The 20,492-nt window shown below is 38.2% G+C and carries 12 protein-coding genes; 5 read left to right on the forward strand and 7 right to left on the reverse strand.

Annotated elements, in window-relative coordinates; all coding sequences use genetic code 11:
* Positions 1-84: 84 nt before the first annotated feature.
* The 5 genes from J0A69_RS09920 (at position 85) to J0A69_RS09940 (ending at position 10,226) form a co-directional block, all read left to right on the forward strand.
* Complete coding sequence (locus J0A69_RS09920) at positions 85-2,247, forward strand: glutamine synthetase III family protein (protein ID WP_206586401.1); 2,163 nt, start codon at positions 85-87, stop codon at positions 2,245-2,247.
* Positions 2,248-2,690: 443 nt separating this feature from the next.
* Entirely contained in the window at positions 2,691-5,753 is a 3,063-nt protein-coding gene (locus J0A69_RS09925; RefSeq protein WP_206586402.1) for a SusC/RagA family TonB-linked outer membrane protein, read from the forward strand.
* A gap of 2 nt (positions 5,754-5,755) precedes the next feature.
* Positions 5,756-7,354 (forward strand): SusD/RagB family nutrient-binding outer membrane lipoprotein, encoded by a 1,599-nt coding sequence (locus J0A69_RS09930; protein WP_206586403.1) that lies wholly within the window; start codon positions 5,756-5,758, stop codon positions 7,352-7,354.
* Positions 7,355-7,498: 144 nt separating this feature from the next.
* A complete protein-coding gene (locus J0A69_RS09935) occupies positions 7,499-8,350 on the forward strand; it encodes an ROK family protein (protein ID WP_206586404.1) in 852 nt (283 codons plus the stop codon).
* Positions 8,351-8,357: 7 nt separating this feature from the next.
* Positions 8,358-10,226 (forward strand): FAD-dependent oxidoreductase, encoded by a 1,869-nt coding sequence (locus J0A69_RS09940; RefSeq protein ID WP_206586405.1) that lies wholly within the window; start codon positions 8,358-8,360, stop codon positions 10,224-10,226.
* Between the two features lie 6 nt (positions 10,227-10,232).
* Here the strand turns inward: J0A69_RS09940 and J0A69_RS09945 are convergent, their stop codons facing one another.
* The 7 genes from J0A69_RS09945 to J0A69_RS09975 all read right to left on the reverse strand — a co-directional run bounded on the left by J0A69_RS09945 (position 10,233) and on the right by J0A69_RS09975 (position 20,491).
* Positions 10,233-11,678, reverse strand: coding sequence for a sulfatase family protein (locus J0A69_RS09945; RefSeq protein WP_206586406.1), 1,446 nt, complete (start codon positions 11,676-11,678; stop codon positions 10,233-10,235).
* A gap of 20 nt (positions 11,679-11,698) precedes the next feature.
* The gene (locus J0A69_RS09950; RefSeq protein WP_206586407.1) at positions 11,699-13,024 is read right to left on the reverse strand and encodes a vanadium-dependent haloperoxidase; all 1,326 of its coding nucleotides are present in this window, start codon (positions 13,022-13,024) and stop codon (positions 11,699-11,701) included.
* The gene (locus J0A69_RS09955; protein WP_206586408.1) at positions 13,021-16,305 is read right to left on the reverse strand and encodes a VCBS repeat-containing protein; all 3,285 of its coding nucleotides are present in this window, start codon (positions 16,303-16,305) and stop codon (positions 13,021-13,023) included. The genes J0A69_RS09950 and J0A69_RS09955 overlap by 4 nt, the downstream gene beginning before the upstream one ends.
* 20 nt (positions 16,306-16,325) lie before the next feature.
* A complete protein-coding gene (locus J0A69_RS09960) occupies positions 16,326-17,573 on the reverse strand; it encodes an ROK family transcriptional regulator (RefSeq protein WP_206586409.1) in 1,248 nt (415 codons plus the stop codon).
* A gap of 454 nt (positions 17,574-18,027) precedes the next feature.
* The gene (locus J0A69_RS09965; RefSeq protein WP_206586410.1) at positions 18,028-18,192 is read right to left on the reverse strand and encodes a Lacal_2735 family protein; all 165 of its coding nucleotides are present in this window, start codon (positions 18,190-18,192) and stop codon (positions 18,028-18,030) included.
* 39 nt (positions 18,193-18,231) lie between these two features.
* The gene (locus J0A69_RS09970) at positions 18,232-19,803 is read right to left on the reverse strand and encodes a toxin-antitoxin system YwqK family antitoxin (RefSeq protein WP_236032779.1); all 1,572 of its coding nucleotides are present in this window, start codon (positions 19,801-19,803) and stop codon (positions 18,232-18,234) included.
* Positions 19,804-19,927: 124 nt separating this feature from the next.
* On the reverse strand, positions 19,928-20,491 hold the full coding sequence (locus tag J0A69_RS09975) for a hypothetical protein (RefSeq protein WP_206586412.1): 564 nt from the start codon (positions 20,489-20,491) through the stop codon (positions 19,928-19,930).
* Position 20,492 lies beyond the last annotated feature (1 nt).

The raw sequence follows: 20,492 nt of genomic DNA on the forward strand, positions 1-20,492 counted from the left end.
TGACTTCAAAAACTGACCATTTTCATTTTCGAATCAGTATTTTTCTATTTTTGTGTATAAAATTTTAAACCACATATTGTAGAAATGGCAACACTCAGACAACAAGCCTTGTCAATGGTGCAGGCTAGACAGCGAGTAACTGTTAAAGCACCATCCAACAAAATCTCCGATTATTTCGGAACTAACGTTTTTGGAACAGCTCAAATGAAGGTTTCATTGGCTCCTAGTGTTTTCAAAAAGGTCATGGAGGCCATTGATAAAGGAACCAAAATCGACACTTCAACAGCTGAAGAAGTAGCATCTGCAGTTAAAACTTGGGCATTAGCCAAAGGTGTAACACACTACACTCACTGGTTCCAGCCTTTAACAGGTTCAACAGCCGAAAAGCATGACTCATTTTTTGATGCATTAGGTGGTTTAGAAAAATTCAAAGGAAGTGCATTGGTACAGCAAGAGCCTGATGCTTCTTCTTTCCCGAACGGTGGTATCCGTTCTACTTTCGAAGCAAGAGGTTATACTGCTTGGGATCCTTCTTCTCCGATTTTCATCTTTGAAAACACACTTTGTATTCCTACAATTTTTGTTTCCTACACTGGTGAAGCATTGGATTATAAGACTCCTTTGTTGAAATCCATGGAAGCAATCAACGAGGCTGCCATCCAGATTTGCCAATTGTTTGATAGAAATGTGAAGAAAGTATTTCCTTCATTAGGTGTTGAGCAGGAATATTTTGTGATTGATAAAGCTCTTTTTGCAGCAAGACCAGATTTGGTAATGGCTGGAAGATCAGTTTTTGGTCATAGCCCTGCTAGAGGTCAGCAATTGGATGATCATTACTTCGGATCTATCCCTACAAGAGTAAAAGATTTCATGGTTGACTTTGAAATCGAAGCTCATAAGTTGGGTATTCCTGTAATGACAAGACATAATGAGGTTGCTCCAGGTCAATTTGAAGTAGCTCCTTTATTTGAGGAAATCAATAAAGCAACAGATCACAACCAATTATTGATGGACGTGATGGAAAAAGTTGCTGAAAGACATGATCTTAAAGTACTTCTTCATGAAAAACCATTCGCTGGTGTAAACGGAAGTGGTAAGCATAACAACTGGTCTTTGATCACAGATACTGGTGTTAACCTTTTCCAACCAAGCAACTCAGCAAGAGAAAATCTTCAGTTCCTGACTTTCTTGGTAGCTACTATTAAGGCGGTTTATGATTATTCTGACTTGTTGAGAGCAAGTATCGCTTCAGCTGGTAATGATCATAGATTGGGTGCTAACGAAGCTCCTCCAGCGATTATTTCTGTTTTCTTGGGTGCTACCTTGACTGAAGTTTTGGATGAACTTGAGAAAAACGGAAATATCAAAATCGAGAAGGGTGATAACATGTATATGAAGTTAGGTATCTCCAAGATTCCTGAAATCATCCTTGACAACACTGATAGAAATAGAACTTCGCCATTTGCATTTACCGGAAATAAGTTTGAATTCCGTGCTGTAGGTTCTCAGGCTAACGTTGCTGGTCCTATGACTGCCTTGAACGTAATCGTTGCTGATGTCTTGACTGACATGGCAAAGGATATCGAAAAGGAAATGAGCGCAGGAAAAGAGAAGAAAATTGCTATCGTGAATGTATTGAGAAAATATATCAAGGATAGCAAGAAAGTAAGATTCGAAGGAGATGGATACTCTGAAGCTTGGGCTAAAGAAGCAGAGAAGAGAGGTTTGTCTAACTTGAAATCTACTCCTTTGGCTTTGGATGTTTATTCTGCTAAGTCTACAAAAGAGCTTTTTGAAAGACACAATGTGATGAATCATATAGAGCTTCATGCACGTCACGAAATCATGCTTGAAAACTTCATCAAAAAGGTACAGATCGAAGGTCGTGTGATGGGTGATTTAGCTTTGAATCACATTATTCCTACTGCGATTTTGTATCAAAATAAGATTATCCAAAATGCAAATGGTCTGAAAGGACTAGGTTTGGATCATACTGCCGCGGTAGAAACAATTAAAGAAGTTTCTAAGCATATCGAATCTTTGAAATCAAACATCACTGCGATGATTGAAGCTCGTAAGAAGTTGAACAAAGAAGAAGATATCGTGAAGATGGCTAAAGGCTATCAGACGGAAGTGAAAGAAGCTTATTTCGATAAGATCAGATACGCCGTAGATAAATTAGAGCTATTGGTGGATGATGAGTCTTGGCCATTAGTTAAATATAGAGAAATGCTGTTTTTGAGATAATCTCTAAGTATTATCTAAAAGTTAAAGCCTTCCTTTTTGGAAGGCTTTTTTATTTACCTAGAATTTTAAAGTATGAAGAAACTTACCAAAATGGACGGGAAATTTTATTCATCATTATATATCATCCTCGAAATATTATTCTTGATTTCGGGTTAATTGTAAAAATAAGACTATTGATATCTGACTTTTAAAAAAAAATAGAAGAATTATTCGAGTTTTGAATAAAAATATTAATTAATTTTTTTTGAATGAATTTTGATTTTTCTAGATTTACAGAATTGTAGCACATATTGAATCCTTTTAGGAGATTATTCTTTCTAATGTGTTCTTAAACAAAAGTTTTATCACGGTAAGATGAGATTGCCAAACAATATTTTTAATATGATCTGGTTGTTAAGTCTTTTAAATCAAACTCAATTATTTCTAACCATTAATTACCAACTATGAGAAAAGTTTTATCAATTGCTTTTACTCTGGTTTTGACGCTTGGAGCGATAGCTCTGGCTCAAGGTCAAAGTAGGGTTTTGAAAGGAGTTGTGACAGCATCACCCGATGGTTTACCCATGCCGGGTGTCACAATTTTGGACAAAACGAACCAAACAGGTACCACCACAAATGTGGATGGTGAATATTCAATTAATGTAGGGCCAAATTCGGTTTTGGTTTTTTCATTTATTGGGTATGCAACTCAAGAATTTCCAGTAGGAAATAAGACCGAGCTTAACGTAAATCTTGAAGAAGATGCCAGCGAACTTTCAGAAGTTGTAGTAACAGCTTTAGGTATTAGTAAGGATAAAGAAACACTTGGATACTCAGTTACCCAAGTTGGAAGTGAATCCTTAACTACTGCCCGGGAGACAAACGTGGCAAACTCTTTAGCAGGTAGAGTAGCTGGTTTAGTAGTAAAAGGAACTAGCTCTGGTCCAGGTGGAACTTCAAAGATTACTTTAAGAGGTTTGCCAAGTATCAGTGGTACTGGTTCACCTTTATATGTAATCAACGGTATTCCTATGGATAACACCCAAAGAGGTTCTGCTGGACAGTGGGGTGGAGCTGATGGTGGTGACGGTATCGGTAACCTTTCTCCTGATGATATCGAGACAATGACTGTTTTGAAAGGTCAAGCTGCCTCTGCGCTTTATGGTTCAAGAGCATCTAATGGTGTAATCTTGATCACTACTAAAAAAGGTGCAAAAGGTGGAGACTGGACTTTAAACTATACCATGAACTATATGGCTGAAAACCCAGTAGATTTTACTGATTTTCAGGAAGCTTATGGTCAAGGTACTGGTGGACAGAGACCTGCTACAGCTACAGATGCTCAAACCACAGGCAGATTGGCTTGGGGTGAGAAGATGGGTGGAAATGTAATTGGGTTTGATGGAAATCAGTATCCATATGCACCTTCTAACGACAGATACATTGATTTTTATAGAACTGGAACAAACTTTACCAATACAGTAGCAATCTCTAAAGGATTGGGAGAAGATGGTTCTTTCAGAATGTCTATTTCTAATTTGGATGCGAAATCAATTGTTCCAAATTCTGGGGTGGATCGTTTGACTTTGAACTTAAATGTGGAGCAAAATATCACAGACAAGTTAAATGTGACTGCAATGATCAATTACATTGACCAGCAATCAACTAACATTCCAAACCTAAGTGATGGTCCTAAGAACCCTAATAACTTCTTGTTGCTAGCACCGAATATTCGTCAAAGTATCTTTGCGCCAGGTTATGATCCTGTGACAGGAGCTGAGACAGTATTTAGTGATGATATCTACGTGACTAACCCTTATTTTATTGTTAATCAAGGTATTAATGATGTGGGAAGAAAGCGTACAATCTCTGCTATTTCAACGAAGTATAGCTTCACCAAGAATATCTATGCAATGGTCCGATTGGGTAATGATGCTTCTAATGATGATTTCTTCAGTGTTGATCCAACAGGCCTAGCATATACTGCTAACCTACAAGGTAACTTGAACGGTAGAGGTCAATCAAGCAGAACAGAAACCAACATTGATGGTATTTTAGGAGCTAATTTTGATTTGACTAGTAAGTTAAATCTTGATGTTTTGGCTGGTGCTAATAGAAGAAACAACAAATTTGAATCAGTTGGAGTAGGAGGAAGCAGATTTGTTCTTCCTTATCTATATTCTCCATTCAACGTTGAGAATTTCTCTAGATCTTATGGCTATAACGAGCGTGAGGTTCAATCAGCTTACTACTCAGTAGGTTTTGGATTCAATAATATCTTGACTTTGACTACTACAGGTAGATATGATGTCTACAGTACGCTTCCTACTGATAACAATAGCATTTTCTCTCCTTCAATTGCAGCGGCATTTGTTTTTGATCAGTTGATCGACATGCCTGCACTTGATTTTGGTAAAGTAAGAGCATCTTATGCTGTAACTAGTGGAGAGCCGTTTGATGCATATCAAAGTACTTTCTATTATAATTCAGCTAACTCTTATAATGGCGTTCCAGCTGGTTCTTCGCCAACTTCTTTGCCTAACTTAAATTTGAAGCCTTTTACAACCAGTGAATTTGAAATTGGTACAGATCTAAGCTTTTTCAACAACAGATTAGGTTTTGATATTGCTTATTATCAGAAAGAAACTCACAATGAGATTATGAATGCAAACCTAAGTATCACTTCAGGTTTCAACAGCTCAGTTGTGGCAACAGGTTCTACAAGCAATAAGGGTATTGAGGTATTAGTAACAGGTACTCCAATCCAAACTCCAGATTTCATTTGGAAATCATCTTTCAACCTTTCTAAGGTGAAAAATGAAATTCTAAGTACTGATCCGAATAACAATCCAATCAATTTAGGACAAAATAGAGGTACTCTAGGAAATGCGATTACTGCTTATGTTGTAGGAGAGCCAGGACCACAAATCAGAGCTTATGACTATGCATACAATGCCGATGGAAGCATTCAGGTGAATGAAGCTGGTCTTCCTGTTCGTGGTGAATTAATCAACATGGGTACTGTTCTTCCTACACTTTATGGTGGTTGGAATAACGAATTCAATTATAAGGGAATCTCTTTCTCTTTCTTGATTGATTACAACTATGGCAATAAGGTGCTTTCTGCTACTGAATTCTATTCAATATTCAGAGGTTTAAATCAGATCACTTTGGAAGGTAGAGAGTCTGGTGTTACCAACGGTGGTGTAACTGCAAATGCTGAAGATTATTACAAAGCATTGGCTCAAAATGTAACCAGTACTTCAGTTGTAGATGGTGATTTCATCAAATTGAGACAATTGACCTTAGGTTATACATTCCCAGCAAAATGGTTTGGAAATACCCCAATCTTGAAAGGGCTAAGTGCGTCTCTAGTAGGTAGAAATATCGGATTCTTGATGCGTAAGGCTAAGAATATTGACCCTGAAGCCAACTTCGGATCCAATATCAACTATACCGGTATTGAGGGTGGTAACCTACCAAGCACCAGATCTTTTGGTTTTAACCTGAATTTCAAATTGAACTAACTATGAAAAAATATATTTCAATATTTCTTACGGGCGTACTCTTAGCAGCTTCAAGTTGTGATGGAGACTTCAAAGAAATCAACACAGATCCAAACCGTGCGGACGGTGAGGTATTTGACCCTAATTTGATTTTACCTACAGTTTCTTACAACTATGGTAATATGATGACTGGTTACACCGGCGCGATCCTTTTCCAAAGTATGTGGATTCAGGCTATGGCTTCTACCTCTACAGGTGGTGCCAACTACTATTCCAATGCGGATAAATATGTAGCATCAGGAAGTACAAACAGTTACATCCAAAGTGTTTGGAATGATGGTTTTGCTGCATCTTCTAGAGTTTACCAAATGCAAAAGCTTGCTGAACAAAAAGGTTTTACAAACCTAAGTGCGGTAGGGCAAATCTGGAAAGTATTGACTTTGTCATTCGTTTCCGATGTGTATGGTGATCTTCCTTATTCTGAGGCTTTAAGAGCTGAAGAAGGTATTACTCAACCAAAATATGATTCTCAGTCGGAAGCTTATATGATGATGCTTTCTGAATTGGAGACAGCATTGAGTACTTTAGGTTCAGGAAGTGATGCAATTAGAAATGATGTGCTATACGGTGGTGACATTGCCAAGTGGAAAAAACTTGGTTATTCTATCATGTTGAGAATGGCGATGAGATTGGTAGAAGTGGATCCATCCACAGCACAAACTTACGTGACTAAGGCTCTTGCTGGTGGCGTATTCACTTCTCCAGCAGATGAAGCTGTTTTGGTCTCTGATCAAGGAAACGGTTATGCAAATTCAAGTGCAAATGCCTTGAATGTTACTGATGACGTTTACGAGGTTCGTTGGTCCAAAAAAATGATCGATTTCTTGAAGTCAACTAACGACCCACGTCTTTCTATTGTAGCTGAAGTTCCACCTGCTGGACTTGCGGCAAACAGAAACGGAAATGTAGTTGGAAACAGTGACCCAAGTGTGCAAATAGGATTACCTAATGGATATGACTTGAAAGGTGGAGCAACTGACGTTTCAAAAGAGCCTAATTTTCCAGGGCCAACAGGATCTGGTGATGATCTTGCTCCAATCGGTGCTTATTCAAGACCTACTGCAATTTATAGAGATAGAAATGCGCCAGTGTTTATCTTGACTTATGCTGAAATCCAATTGTTATTGGCTGATGCAGCAGCAAGAGGACTTACCGTTCCTGGCACAGCTGCAGCTTATTATGCTGCTGGTGTAGAGGGTGCCTTGATCACTATTGGAAAATTTGGTGGTAGAAGTGTTTCAGCAGGTGACGCAGCAGCATTTGCAGCAGCAAATCCTTTGAATACTAGTAGCTCCGCTGCTTCATTAAAAATGATCAATGAGCAAATCTGGGCTACAACTAGCCTTTTGGCAAACTTTGTAGAATCTTGGAATAACTGGAAGCGTTCTGGATATCCAGCGTTGACTCCAATAAACTACACTGGTAATTTCTCAGGTGGTCAAATTCCAACAAGACAGCTTTATCCTGCTTCTGAAAGCACTACTAATCCTGAAGGATTAGCTGGAGCTATTTCAAACATGGGTGGAGATACTTGGACAAATAAAGTATGGTGGGATAAGTAATATCCTTCTAAAAATCTCATAGATAGATTAGAGTACCGATAGAGGTTTTGATTCAATTCAAAGCCTCTATCTTTTTTTATAATTGTTACTGATTAAACTTACCTTCATCCTCCATATTTCTTATTGGAGATTAGAATCTGAAAAATGACAATTATTGGTGTAGATATAGGTGGTTCTCACATTTCAGCAGCACAAGTCAGTTTGAATAAAACTGATGAACCCATCAATGCTTTTCATGAATCTGATGTGGATACTTTTCAGGACAAAGCGTCAATTATTTCATCTTGGACCGAAGTGATTTTGAAGGCTGCAAATGGAAATAAGGATTTTAAAGTAGGGATAGCAATGCCAGGACCTTATGATTATGTGAATGGTATTTCTCTCATTAAAGACCAGGGAAAAATGGCATCACTCTTTCAGCTTTCCGTGAAAAGCCTTTTAGCGAAAAGTCTTAATATTTCAACTCAAAATATTTTGTTTACCAACGATGCCGAAGCTTTTTTGGCCGGGGAAAGTTTTTCTGGTGCGGGAAAAGATTTTTCCAATTCAATCGGAATTACATTGGGAACAGGCTTAGGTTCTGCAATTAAAGTGGAAGAAGTAGTTAAAGATGCGAAGCTTTGGACTGCGCCCTTTAAAGGTGGAATTGCAGAGGATTATCTTGGTACGTCTTGGTTTATTAAAACTGCTAACAAGAATTATAATATTAAAATCAAGGGAGTTAAAGATTTGCTGAATTCAGATATTGATCCATCTATTTCCAGGATAATATTTGAAGAATTTGGAAGAAATCTAGCTGAGTTTCTTTTTCCCTATGCGGTAAGACTACAAACGCAAGCAGTAGTACTAGGAGGTAAAATAAGCTTGGCGGCAGATCATTTTTTGCCATTTACAGATTCATGCTTGGACTCTATGGGGTATTCAATTCCTTTCAAAATTTCAAAACTAGGGGAAAAAGCCACTTTAATTGGGGCTTGCCTTCCATTCAAGAAATAAATTAAAAATGAGTACAATTAAATTTAGTGCAATCATAATTTTTCTTTTCCTCTTTCTTTCAAATCAAGTAAAAGGGCAGGAAAGCTATGATTTGATTATTATCGGAGGGGGAGCTAGTGGAACTGCTGCAGGGATTGCGGCGGGTCGATTAGGGATGAAAACATTGATTATCGAACCTACGCCATGGCTCGGAGGAATGTTGACTTCAGCAGGAGTTTCAGCTATTGACGGGAACCACCGATTGCCATCTGGAATATGGGGTGAGTTTAAATCCAAATTGGAAGAGCACTATGGAGGACCTGAAAAATTAGCTACAGGATGGGTTAGCAATACTTTGTTTGAGCCAAAAGTGGGCAATGAGATTTTGAAAGAAATGGCTTCTTCCGTTCCAGATTTAAACATTTCATTTGAGAGCTTTTGGAAAGAGGCGAATTATAATAATGAAGAGTGGACTGTATCCTATCAAAAAGAAGGTCAAAAGATTTATGCAAAATCCCCCATGTTAATTGATGCCACAGAATTGGGAGATGTGGCGGCTTCACTAGGTTTACCCTATCGATTAGGAATGGATGCTAGGGATGAGATTGGTGAAAGCTTTGCACCTGAAAAAAAGAATAATATCATTCAGGACTTGACCTTCGTGGTCACTTTACAAGATTATGGGGTGGGATCCGATCGGACTATTCCTAAACCCGCAAATTACAATCCTGAGGAATTTGCCTGTGCTTGTGCTCATGCAGATCCAACATCAGACGATGTGGCTACCTTGGATTGTGATAAGATGATCAGTTATGGAAAGCTTCCCAATGGTAGATACATGATCAATTGGCCCAATTGCGGGAATGATTATTATGTAAATATGGTGGAAATGGATGAAAAAGAAAGGTTGGAAGCAGTCAAAGATGCTAAACAAGCAAGTTTGAGATTTATCTATTACATCCAGGATGAATTAGGTTACAAACATCTTGGTTTAGCAGAAGGGGAATACCCTACCGAAGACAACTTGCCTATGATACCTTACCATCGAGAATCCCGAAGATTTAATGGCTTGGTTGATTTTACGCTTCCCTATGTGAGAACTCCCTACCAAGCCCCAAGTCCACTCTATCGAACGGGAATTGCAGTGGGTGACTATACTATTGATCACCATCATAAAAAGAATCCTGAAGCTCCTGCGATTGACTTTATTAAAATTCGAGTTCCATCCTATAATGTACCACTGGGTTCTTTAATACCACAAGACCATTCAGCATTGATACTTGCTGAGAAAAGTATTTCAGTATCTAATATTGTCAATGGCGCAACCAGACTTCAGCCTGTTGTCTTAGGAATAGGGCAAGCTGCGGGAGTTTTGGCAGCTGTTGCTATAAAAAATAAGAAGCCTTTGAATGAGGTTTCAATTCGGGATGTACAGTCTGTTTTGCTGTCTAAAAATGCCTACATTATGCCTTTTCTGGACATGAATCCTAATCAGGATCATTTTGCTGCCATGCAGAAAATTGGAGCCACTGGAATTTTGAAAGGCGAGGGAGTTCCATACCTCTGGGCTAATCAAACATGGTTTTATCCGGATCGTTTGGTTACTGAATACGAATTAGTTCAAGGAATGAGGCCCTTGTATCCGGCTTTGAAGGATTATTGGGGTGCATCGGGAGATTATTTGACAGGTGAGAGATTCCAAAAGATCTTAGAACTGGTGAAGCCCAACACTCCTTTATTAGAGCTTGCTCAAGCATGGAAAAGGAGAGGATTAGAAGGAGAGTTCACCACCGAAACCAAACTCACTAGATTGCATGTTTCAGTTTTGCTGGATGAATTGCTAGATCCTTTTGCAAAAGAGGTGGATTGGAATGGGGAATTCGCTAATTCCAATTAAGGTTTTTCATTCCTCAACACGCCCATGTTTTCTCAGATTATTCCCTTCTGAATCAGTCAAGGCATCTCCCATATCTGCTCTTGCCTCATCGGCAAACTGATTTAGTTTCGCTACGATTTCAGGGTTTTTTGCTGAGACATCTGTTGTTTCATTTGGGTCTACAGAAAGATCAAATAAGGCAGCATTTTCTAAATTTAGCATGTGGTATTTAACAGGAATTCCATCATTTCTCATTTCTGTTCCTTCAGGGATACTCCTATAGGCATGGGGGAATACCATTTTCCACTTTCCATAGATTACAGCCTGCAATTCGTTCCTATTGTAATAGGCAAAATATGGCTTGGGTTCCAATTCTTTACCTTCCAGCAAAGGAAGTATGCTTCTTCCATCGATTGGCAAATCTGGAAGCTTTGAACCTGTAATTTCAGCTAAAGTCGGTAAGATGTCGATCGTCATTGCTGATTGATTCTCCACCTTACCCTCTGGGAAATGGTTAGGCCAAACAAAAATACCTGGTTCACGGATTCCTCCATCCCAAGAAGTTCCTTTGCCTTCTCTCAATCCTCCTGTCAATCCAGCATGACCTCCATAGGAAAGCCAAGGGCCATTATCTGAAGTGAAGATGATGATTGTGTTTTCTGCAAGCCCAAGCTCCTCCAATTTCTCCCTAACCTGGCCTACTGACCAGTCTACTTCCATCATCACGTCTCCATAAAGACCCTGTTCAGATTTTCCTTTGAACTTATCAGAAACATACAAAGGCACATGTGTCATGCTGTGTGCCAAATACAAGAAAAAAGGCTTGTCTTTACTTTGCTCAATAAATTTGATAGCTTCCTCTATATAATTCGTTGTCAGCATGCTTTGATCATCAAGCGTATCAATCACAGCTGTATTTCTATACAATGGAAGAGGTGGATAATAATCTTTTACCTCTGGATGAAGAGGCCACATGTCATTGGAATAAGGCAATCCATAAAAGGAATCAAAACCCTGTTTTGTAGGTAGAAAGGGTGCCAAATGTCCCAAATGCCATTTTCCAACCATACCAGTGATATAGCCATTTGCTTTAAGCATTTCTGCTATTGTGGTCTCTTCAGGGTTGAGGCCATGGTTGGCAGAATGATCTAAAGCTCCAAAAATCTCCAATCGATTGGCATAAGTACCAGTTAAAAGAGCTGCTCTTGAAGCTGAACAAACCGCATGGGGAACATAAAATTGGGTGAATCTAACACCGTCTGAGGCTAGTTGATCTAGGTTGGGAGTTTTCCATTGCGTGGCTCCATAAACCCCTAAATCGCCATAGCCCATGTCATCTGCAAAAATTAAGACAATGTTAGGCTTTGAAGGGGATTCTTGAAGGTTTTCTTCTTTCGAATTGGATTGGCATGAACTGATTCCAGCAAGAATTGAAATCGTAAAAAGGAATCTATGTGTGTTTTTGAAAAGCATAACCACTGATTATTCAATATTTATTGGATTTTATTCCAGATCATGTCACCGATTTTTTCACCCTGTTTCACGCCTTCTTCGATTGCATCTCTAAAGTGAATACCTCCATATAATCTGGAAATTGCGGCTTCTTCTGAAGCTAAAAGAAATGATTTGAATGGTCGCTTCGGTAGGCCGAAATAAGTTTCCGAACTGTCTATAAACTCAAAATTATCCCCAAAATAACCTGTCAAAACAACAGCAGAAGCTCTGCTGATGACCGAATGCCCAGAGGTATATTCTGGGAAAGGGGGTGTTTGTAATAAAGGTCTCCAACGCTGATCTACTTTTTGATTGATGACAGTTTCAGGTCGGATTCTATCTGTGTCATATTTTGCTTTCCAGCAGGAGATAAATGCATCATGCAAAGTCATACCTACCAATGCATGGATGTAGGAGGTTTCAGCAAATGAAAGATTTGCCTTCTGGGCTGCGATGCCTGTTATTCCCATCCAATGACCTCCTGGAGAAATCTTCTTTACACCAATTGCCATATGGCCTGAAAATTCTACTTTGAAAGGATTACAATCCCAAAAATTGGCTATCAGCTTCCGCTCATCATTTAGCTCGTTGGTTGTGGTATAAACTTCCATCAGCTGCTTGTGAAATGAGCTTCCTTCCGTCATATCAAAAGGAGCCATGGGTGCAGGTTTATACGCTTCCAAATTTTCAATAAAGAATGGTTTAATGGTTTTCCACTCAGGCTCCACTGCCGCGATATATGCTGGAGGAGTAGGGTACCAAAAGCCTTCTCCTTTTTGCGGAGTATAACGTGTCAAAGTAGAAAGTTGTAAATACCCGTCTTTTTTTGCTACTTCCATCACTTTTTTGGCAACCAGAGTCGCAAAATCAATGTGTGCCTGAAGTGATTTTTTGTTGATTATTTTGGCTCTCAAAGCTGCCTCAACCCATTCCTCTTGCTTCTCTTTCAAAAGATATCCGGATGGCATGATTGCCTCGCCAACTTTTAGCATTGCATAGATTGCTGCGAATTCTGGAGATGTGAGGGTAGGATTTGGGATTTCCAAATTTTGATCTGAGAGATAAGTTTCTGAAAGCAAATCTTCATGATCAAAACTTTGATTAGTTTCCTTGATCACTAAATAGGAAGCAAGGTTAGAATATGCGTAGATCCTTGCTGCTACAGGAGGGCTTGCCACGTCGGTGACCATGACTTCCGTGATATGAAATAGCTCTTCGGTGTAAAGTTTTGGCCAGTTAGGATTCTTGGGATTGGCATTTACTTTTCCAATCCAAATCAATGAGATCAGAAGGAATAGCCAAAAATATTTATTAGAAATCTTCATTTCAATTGAAAGCTTCTTAAAGGCTTTTGATTTATTCCGAATAGAATTTGTGTTCCCGATTCCGATTCAATTGGAATCATAGATTTAATGTCTCCTTTAATCGCAAGACCTGATTGTGCAGGTGTCAATGGAGTGAAATTTCCTTTTCCATCACCTTCTAATACTAGACCCAATCCTGCATCTATTAACCCAATTCGAATTCTAGTATAGGTTTGATTTCCGCCTAAAATCAAATCAAGAATTCCATCGCCAGTCACGTCGATTGGCAGAATGCTATAAATTGGAAAGGATTGAGCTATTCTAGGAAGCTCTTTTTCCTTAAATCCATTTCCAGTATTTTCTAGATAGAATGATTTCAAAGTATTTGCCTCCAAAACCTGGGAATTTTCAAGTTCTTCTTTGGTAAATAAATCCTCCATTGTTGCTTTGGAATAAGATGCATAATCTGTGAATCGACTGCGCATACTCGCCATTTGATCCAAAAGCTCATCTCTACTTGGGAAAGGATACATTTTGTCAGCTACAAAACACTCAAGAATTGGGTCAATGGATCCGTTTTGATCAAAATCGGAAGCATACAAGCGAAGGGTTTTACCTTCGTTGGTTTCAAATTGAGAATTCATTCCAAAATTTCCGGCAATTAGATCCTCGTCACCATCTCCGTCCATATCGGCTTTAGCCAAACTTCCCCACCATCCGGAAAATTCTTGATCGAAATAAGTGGATGTCTGGTTTTCAAAGGACTCTCCGTTATTTATCAGTGCAGTAATTGGGAGAAATTCACCTGCTAGGACTAAATCCATCAATCCATCTTTGTTCAGGTCAATTGCGACCGAACTTGTGATAAGTCCGATTTTCCCTTCTTTGGGCAAATATTTTATTGTCTGATCAACAAAATTACCTTTTCCGTCATTCACTAGAAGTTTGCTTTCTGAAATGATAGGGTATTTGCCAGGAATCAATTTGGCTCCAACAAAAAGGTCTAAATCGCCGTCTCCATTGACATCAATTGCCTGGGCTGTTCCAGTGCTGAATTTATAATCTGGGAAAGTAGTACTTCGTGTCAGGGTACCGGTTCCATCATTCAAATATAGGCGATCCTGTAAAGCCTCGTCCGAACCAATGTAGTCGTGATAGCCACCGCTTCCAGCAAATAAATCCTGTTTTCCATCTCCATTAAAATCCTCAAAAATGGCCACTGCATCCGTAAATTCCGGAGTAGATTTAAATCCTGTATAGGGTTTCCAGCTTGAATTTTCGAAGCTGAAAATTTTACCAGACTGCCCTTTACTTCCTCCAATAAAAAGCTCAGGATTTCCATCAGCATTCAAATCACCTTTTGCCATGATAGGGCCTATATGACTTGGCATTGTAAGCATAAGTGGCTGACGCTTGAAGTCATTTACATTTTCAATTGCAGGAGTGAAATTTGGGAAATTTGAGTTCTCGGTGAGAATAGGGACGATTTCAGTTCTTGAATTTGCAACAGTTTGATTCTCTTTAGAAATTTCCAAAACTTGGTTTGCAGCGATATTTTCTAAAACCTGGTTGGTTCCGTCTGGCCAAATTATTTTTATAATGTCTATTACGTCGTTTTTGCCTAACCCAATATTTAACCTTGGGCTGACAGATGACTGAAAACCTCTTACTGTTTGAAGTTCAAAGATCTGTGAATTTTCTTTGGTCTTTACTTCGATTTTTGAACCAATTCCAAAAGTGTTTTTATCATTTGACTGGAGTCTCAATTGGATCCAGTTATTTCCTTTTGATTTATTTTCATAGATAGAGGCAAATTCATTGATATTATTGACCACTAAATCCAGATCTCCATCATTGTCCAAATCAGCATAGGCCGCACCACTTGAAAAACCTTTCTCCTCAAATCCCCAATCAATAGTTCGATCACTGAACTCCAGATTTCCTTTGTTTTCAAAAATATAGTTATGAATGGGGGTGGAAGTCATCGTTGTGACTAAATGGAGAGTATCAGCTTTTTCATTGGCTATGGCTTGCTTGAAATAATAATCCCCTTTGTATTTTAAAAAGTCTCGATTTGTGTAATCTCTGAAATAACCATTTGAGATAAATAGATCTTTGTTTCCATCATTCGTAGCATCAAAAAACAAAGCAGACCAACTCCAATCTGAGTTCGAAATGTTAGCCATCTGGGCTATTTCAGAGAAATTACCTTCGCCTTGATTCAGCTGAAGCATATTCCGCATGTTTTGGTGATGAAAACCTTCCTGTATCATCAGGTTGTATTGCTCATAATTTTCAGGACCATAAAGGAGTTTTTGTCGCTCATTATCCTCTGGCAGCATGTCCAAGGTATAGATATCAAGTTTTCCATCATTATTGATGTCGGAAATATCGGCTCCCATAGAAAAGTGAGAAATGTGCTGGAAGTAATCTGTGATTTGATCAGAAAAAGTTCCGTCACCATTATTGATATAAAGGTAATCTGGCTCTATGTAATCGTTGGTGACCAAAATGTCTGGCCAACCATCTTCATTTATATCTGAAGAAATTACGGCTAAACCAAAGCCGAGCGCAGAACCTTTTATTCCAGCTTGTTCACTGATGTCTGTGAAAGACCCATTGTTATTTCTATATAGTTTGTCGCCAGCAAATGGATGTCTGATATCTTTAACTTCGCTAAATTCTAGTTCATTGATGACTTCAATGTTATGATTTAACAAATACATATCGAGATCCCCGTCCTTATCAAAATCAAAAAATAATGCTTGAGTGCTATTGGAATTATCAGCCAATCCATATGACTTAGCTTCCTCTTTAAACTGGAAATTTCCTTGATTAATCCATAGCTCATTACCCCGCTCTGATGCAGGACCTTTACCCGAATAACAAACATAAATATCTAACAAACCGTCACCATTGACATCTGCCATACTTACTCCTGTGGTCCAGGTACTTTTTCCACCCAATCCAGTGGTTTTTGTAAGGTCTTCAAATTTCCAGTTTCCAAGATTTCGAAAAACTTTGTTGGAGCTCATATTTCCAGTGAAAAAAAGATCCTCCCAACCGTCGTTATTCAGGTCGCCAACTGCTACGCCTCCTCCGTTATAAAAATACTCGTACCTTAAAATGTTATTTTGTTCGTCTTCCTTTAGTTGGTTTTTGAAGGTAACTCCTAATTTTTTGTTTGAGACTTTTTCAAAATGGGTAGAGGGTGCTTGAGCAAGGAGTTGAGTTCCTTGAAAAAGCAATAAATATGTCCCCAAAAGCAGTAAACCTGTTTTGGATTTTTGAAGAAAGTACATGGTATTGGTTTGACGAGAAATTAACTCAGTCTGTTTATAATATCTTCAAATAGCTTTTCATTCACTACTGCCACGCCTCCCAAAAGACCAACATCTTCTCCTAGTTGGTATAAAGCCAATTGGGATTTTTCCCGAGACTTCGCCATACTGTAGATATTGAGTGCTTGCTGAATTGGTGTGATTAGATATTGATTGGCTTCCGCAACAGATCCTCCAATGATGATTAATTCAGGGTTCAATAATTGGATCAATATCGAAATACCTCTACCCAAATCAAGTCCAGCTTCGGATAAAATGGTAATAGCTCTTTGATCTCCAGCCAAAGCTGCTTCAACGACAAGTGCCGGCTCCAGATCTCCCTGGTGATCACGCACCATTCTAGCCAAAATGCTGTCTTTGTCAAGGTTGATTGCGTCTTCAGCCATTTTGACAATTGCAGTACCTGAAGCGACAGCTTCTAAACAGCCTTTTTTACCGCAGGCGCAAGTCACATCTCTGGATTCGAAGATAGGAGAGTGGGAAAACTCACCAGCGAAACCAGATGCTCCATGGTAAATTTTACCATCGATGATGATTCCAAGTCCTATTCCCCAACCGACAAAAATTCCCAATACATTTTTATGAGAATGATCTGAACCGAATTTGAATTCTGCCAAAGTCATCGCTCGGGCATCATTTTCCAAGAATATTTTTTTAGAGAATCTTGCTTCGAGGTTTTCTAGCAAGGTCTTTTTACCAAACCTTAGATAGGTGTAATTTACCCCACCTACAGAATCCACTAATCCAGGCATCGAAAACCCGATTGCAATGATTTTTTCTGTAGGAATTTTGGTGTTTTTGAGGTATTCATCAATGATGTCACACAATTGATCGAATGTCTCTTTTTCGTTGTTTAGAGTGATTTTGTGACTTTCTTTTTCAGATGCCAAGATTTGATTACATGAATAAAGGGCAAGGTTTACCTGAAATTTGGATAAGTCCACAGATAGTACGTAAAACGCATCTTCCGCCAACCGGTACAGATCCGGTTTTCTTCCACCTTGGGATTCAGCTCTTCCTTGCTTGATCACCTCTCCGGAATTCATGAGATCACCCAATAGAGCATTAACTGTTGGAAGGGAAATCCCTACTTCTGCACAAATTTCACTTGCAGTATTTGCACCTTTTAGGTACAGGTTTTTTATGATTTTGATTTTATTGAGGTAGCTCTTGATTTCGACGACACCGTCCATTTTATCAATTACTTCCTGAGGGTTTATTAGATGCATAGGTCAAAGTTATTGTTCAATTAAGGTATTTTTTGTGTTTCAAAAAAATACTTTTTTAAAAAAATAAAGAAACGTATTCAATAAATCTCTGCTATAAGAGATTTATTGATTGAATTGAAAGAAAAGCAAAGAAGAATTGGGGTTATTCCAATAAAAAATTGAAATACCAAAATTTGATATCACAGATTAATGAACAAGAAAAAGAATTATTTTATTAAGCCTCTTCATTTTGGAGTAACATCGATGGTCAGAAAATTAGGATCAAAAAAAGCCCGGATAAACCGGGCTAAAAAGATTTAATAAGTTAGTCCGTAGCTCAATCACCCTTAAAATAAACTATTACAGTTTAAAAAAATATCTATCGGACAGATTTAAAAGTGATTGAATTTAAACATAATCATTTAAACATCAAAATTTTACATGTAAAAAACACTTTGATTAGTCTGTAAATTATTTAAGGTAATTTCTCAATTTGCTTCGCCAATTCATCTGCTTCTGCTGAAAGTTTATCCGATAAAGCTCGATTGACATTGCTCATTTTAAATGCTTCTTCCAATTTTTTGGAGTAAGCAGCTTGAAGCTTTTCTTTTTCTGATTTTTTCTTGAAGATTCCGAACATACTAGTTTTTCAATGATAACACTGACAGGAATCTTTTTGTTAGTTCAATGGCCTGAAATAACTTTCTAAATCCTGCACAATTTCATCTTCCTTATAGTTGATCAAGTCTTCTAATCTTCCAGCAGGATTATAATACCTCCAAGGACCTTCTTTCTTACCATCTACCATTTTACCTTCTGAAGCTTTTCTTCCGTTTTCATGATAGAAAGTCCAGACTCCATCTGCTTTTCCAGCTACAAAATTTCCTTCAGACTCCTTTTTACCTGTGATATAATAGGTGATTCTAGTTCCGTTTCCATCTTTGAGGGTTCCTTTGTCTAAAGTTTCATCTCCTTTATAAGAATAGTATTCACCTATATTTTTTAATCTACCATTATCCCAATATTCCTCTTGCGTCAATTGCTTGTTGTCGTAAAAAAGTCCCCAAATCCCATCTTCAAAGCCTAGTTTATAACTGCCGACAGATTTGAGTTGGCCACCATCGTAATAATAAAACCACTGCCCATTTTCTAGACCAAGATTATATTCACCTTCGGCAATGAGTATTCCGATTTTATTAAAAAACTTCCAAAGTCCAGATTTCAGATCATTTCTATATTCCCCGATAGAATAGATTTCTCCATCTGGGAAAAAGCTTTTCCATAGACCAGTTTTCATTCCAGACTCGTATTGACCCGTGACAGACAATTCACCGGATTCATGGTATTCGACATATTCACCAACTGGAACTCCAAGCTCAAAGGTTTGTCTTTTTGATAGAGACTTATTTGGGAAATACTCTTCCCAAGTACCTACTGCGATTCCATTTTCATATTTTTCGACGCGAGCTAACCGACCATTGTCATAGTAATATTTCCAATCTCCGATTTTTCTTCCTTCTTCGTCGTAATATTCTTCAGCCTCAATTTTTTGGGTTTCAGCAAAGGTTCGGACCCATTTTCCAACTTTTTTACCGTTGGAATACTTTCCTGTTTCTATAGGTCGATTAGGGTAATAGTATCTTTTAAAATCTCCTTCCAACAGCCCATTTTTATACATGGCTTCAACGGTTAATACTCCGTCAGGACTGTATTCTAGATAAGGCCCCTCTCTTTTGTCATCTTTAAAAAATTCAACAATGGAAGTTTCTCCGAACTCATGATAGCTGACCCATTGTCCTTCTTTTTTTCCATTTTCGTATTTACCCTCTCTTTTTACTTGCTTTGGAGATACGTAATCTGGTACTCCAGTACGGCCATAATATTCAGTAAATTGCCCCACTAAAACAGAATCTTGGAAGATCATTTCGGTTATGATAGCTCCGTCCAAGTCATAAATTTCCGCAGGACCAAAAAGCTTTCCATCTCGATATTCAGCAACTACTTTTTTCTTACCGGCTGAATTATAAGACGTCCAACTTCCTTCTCTGATTCCATCTTTAAAAGTGCCTTCTGAAATAAGCTGGTTTGTCTTTGGATTGTAATATTTCCACAAGCCCTGCTTTATTACTCCATTCATTACACCAGTCGCCATAATGGAAGAATCGGGGCTATAAAGTGTTTTAATTGAAGATTGTTGGGCAAATAAGGAGGATGAAAAAAGGAAGAAACCTAGGATGAGGATATATTTCATAAAGATGTTTTTCATTCAGGTATTTCAGATATAAATCGGATTATTCTGATTTATGGTGTTGGGTCAATTGAAATTATTGTACGGTTTTACCTGATTCCAGTTTAAAAATAAGTTAAATCCTTCTTTATCCAATCGAAAGAATCAAGCTAATCGTATTATTTACGGTCGTAGAAATCTTATTTATGATCTCATTTCGATCCCCACCAATTTCTAATTCCTTAATCCAAACTTGAAGTCCTTCTTGTTCAAAGTTTTGATTATCAAAGGTGTAAATTAATTTTTTTTCTAAAATGAGTCCAGGGTAATCCCATGGACTGCCTGTGTCACCAAGATTAAATCCACCCTTAAAAAGTTTAGTTGAAAGCGAACTTGAAATCTCGTTTCCAGTTAGTGCCATGAAGTACATTCCCACCCCAAACCAATTCAGAAGCCTAAAATTCAAGCCTTTTTTTTCATCAAAATCTCGGATAATATCCAAAACGTGATAAGGCATGCCTAAGAGATCATTTCCTTTGGACAGCTTAAAAGATTTGTGTTTTGAGTGAACGGCAGAAAGCTTTTCCTCAGAAATTCCTTCAGCAACCTCATTCAAAATTGTCCAAAATTGGAGTTTGAGACGATGTTGTTTTTTGAATAATTCAAGGTCTTTCCAAAGGATTAAATCAGGATTTGATTGGTTAACATCCATT

Origin of the sequence: Algoriphagus pacificus (assembly GCF_017254845.1) — a bacterium.
Taxonomy (GTDB): domain Bacteria; phylum Bacteroidota; class Bacteroidia; order Cytophagales; family Cyclobacteriaceae; genus Algoriphagus; species Algoriphagus pacificus.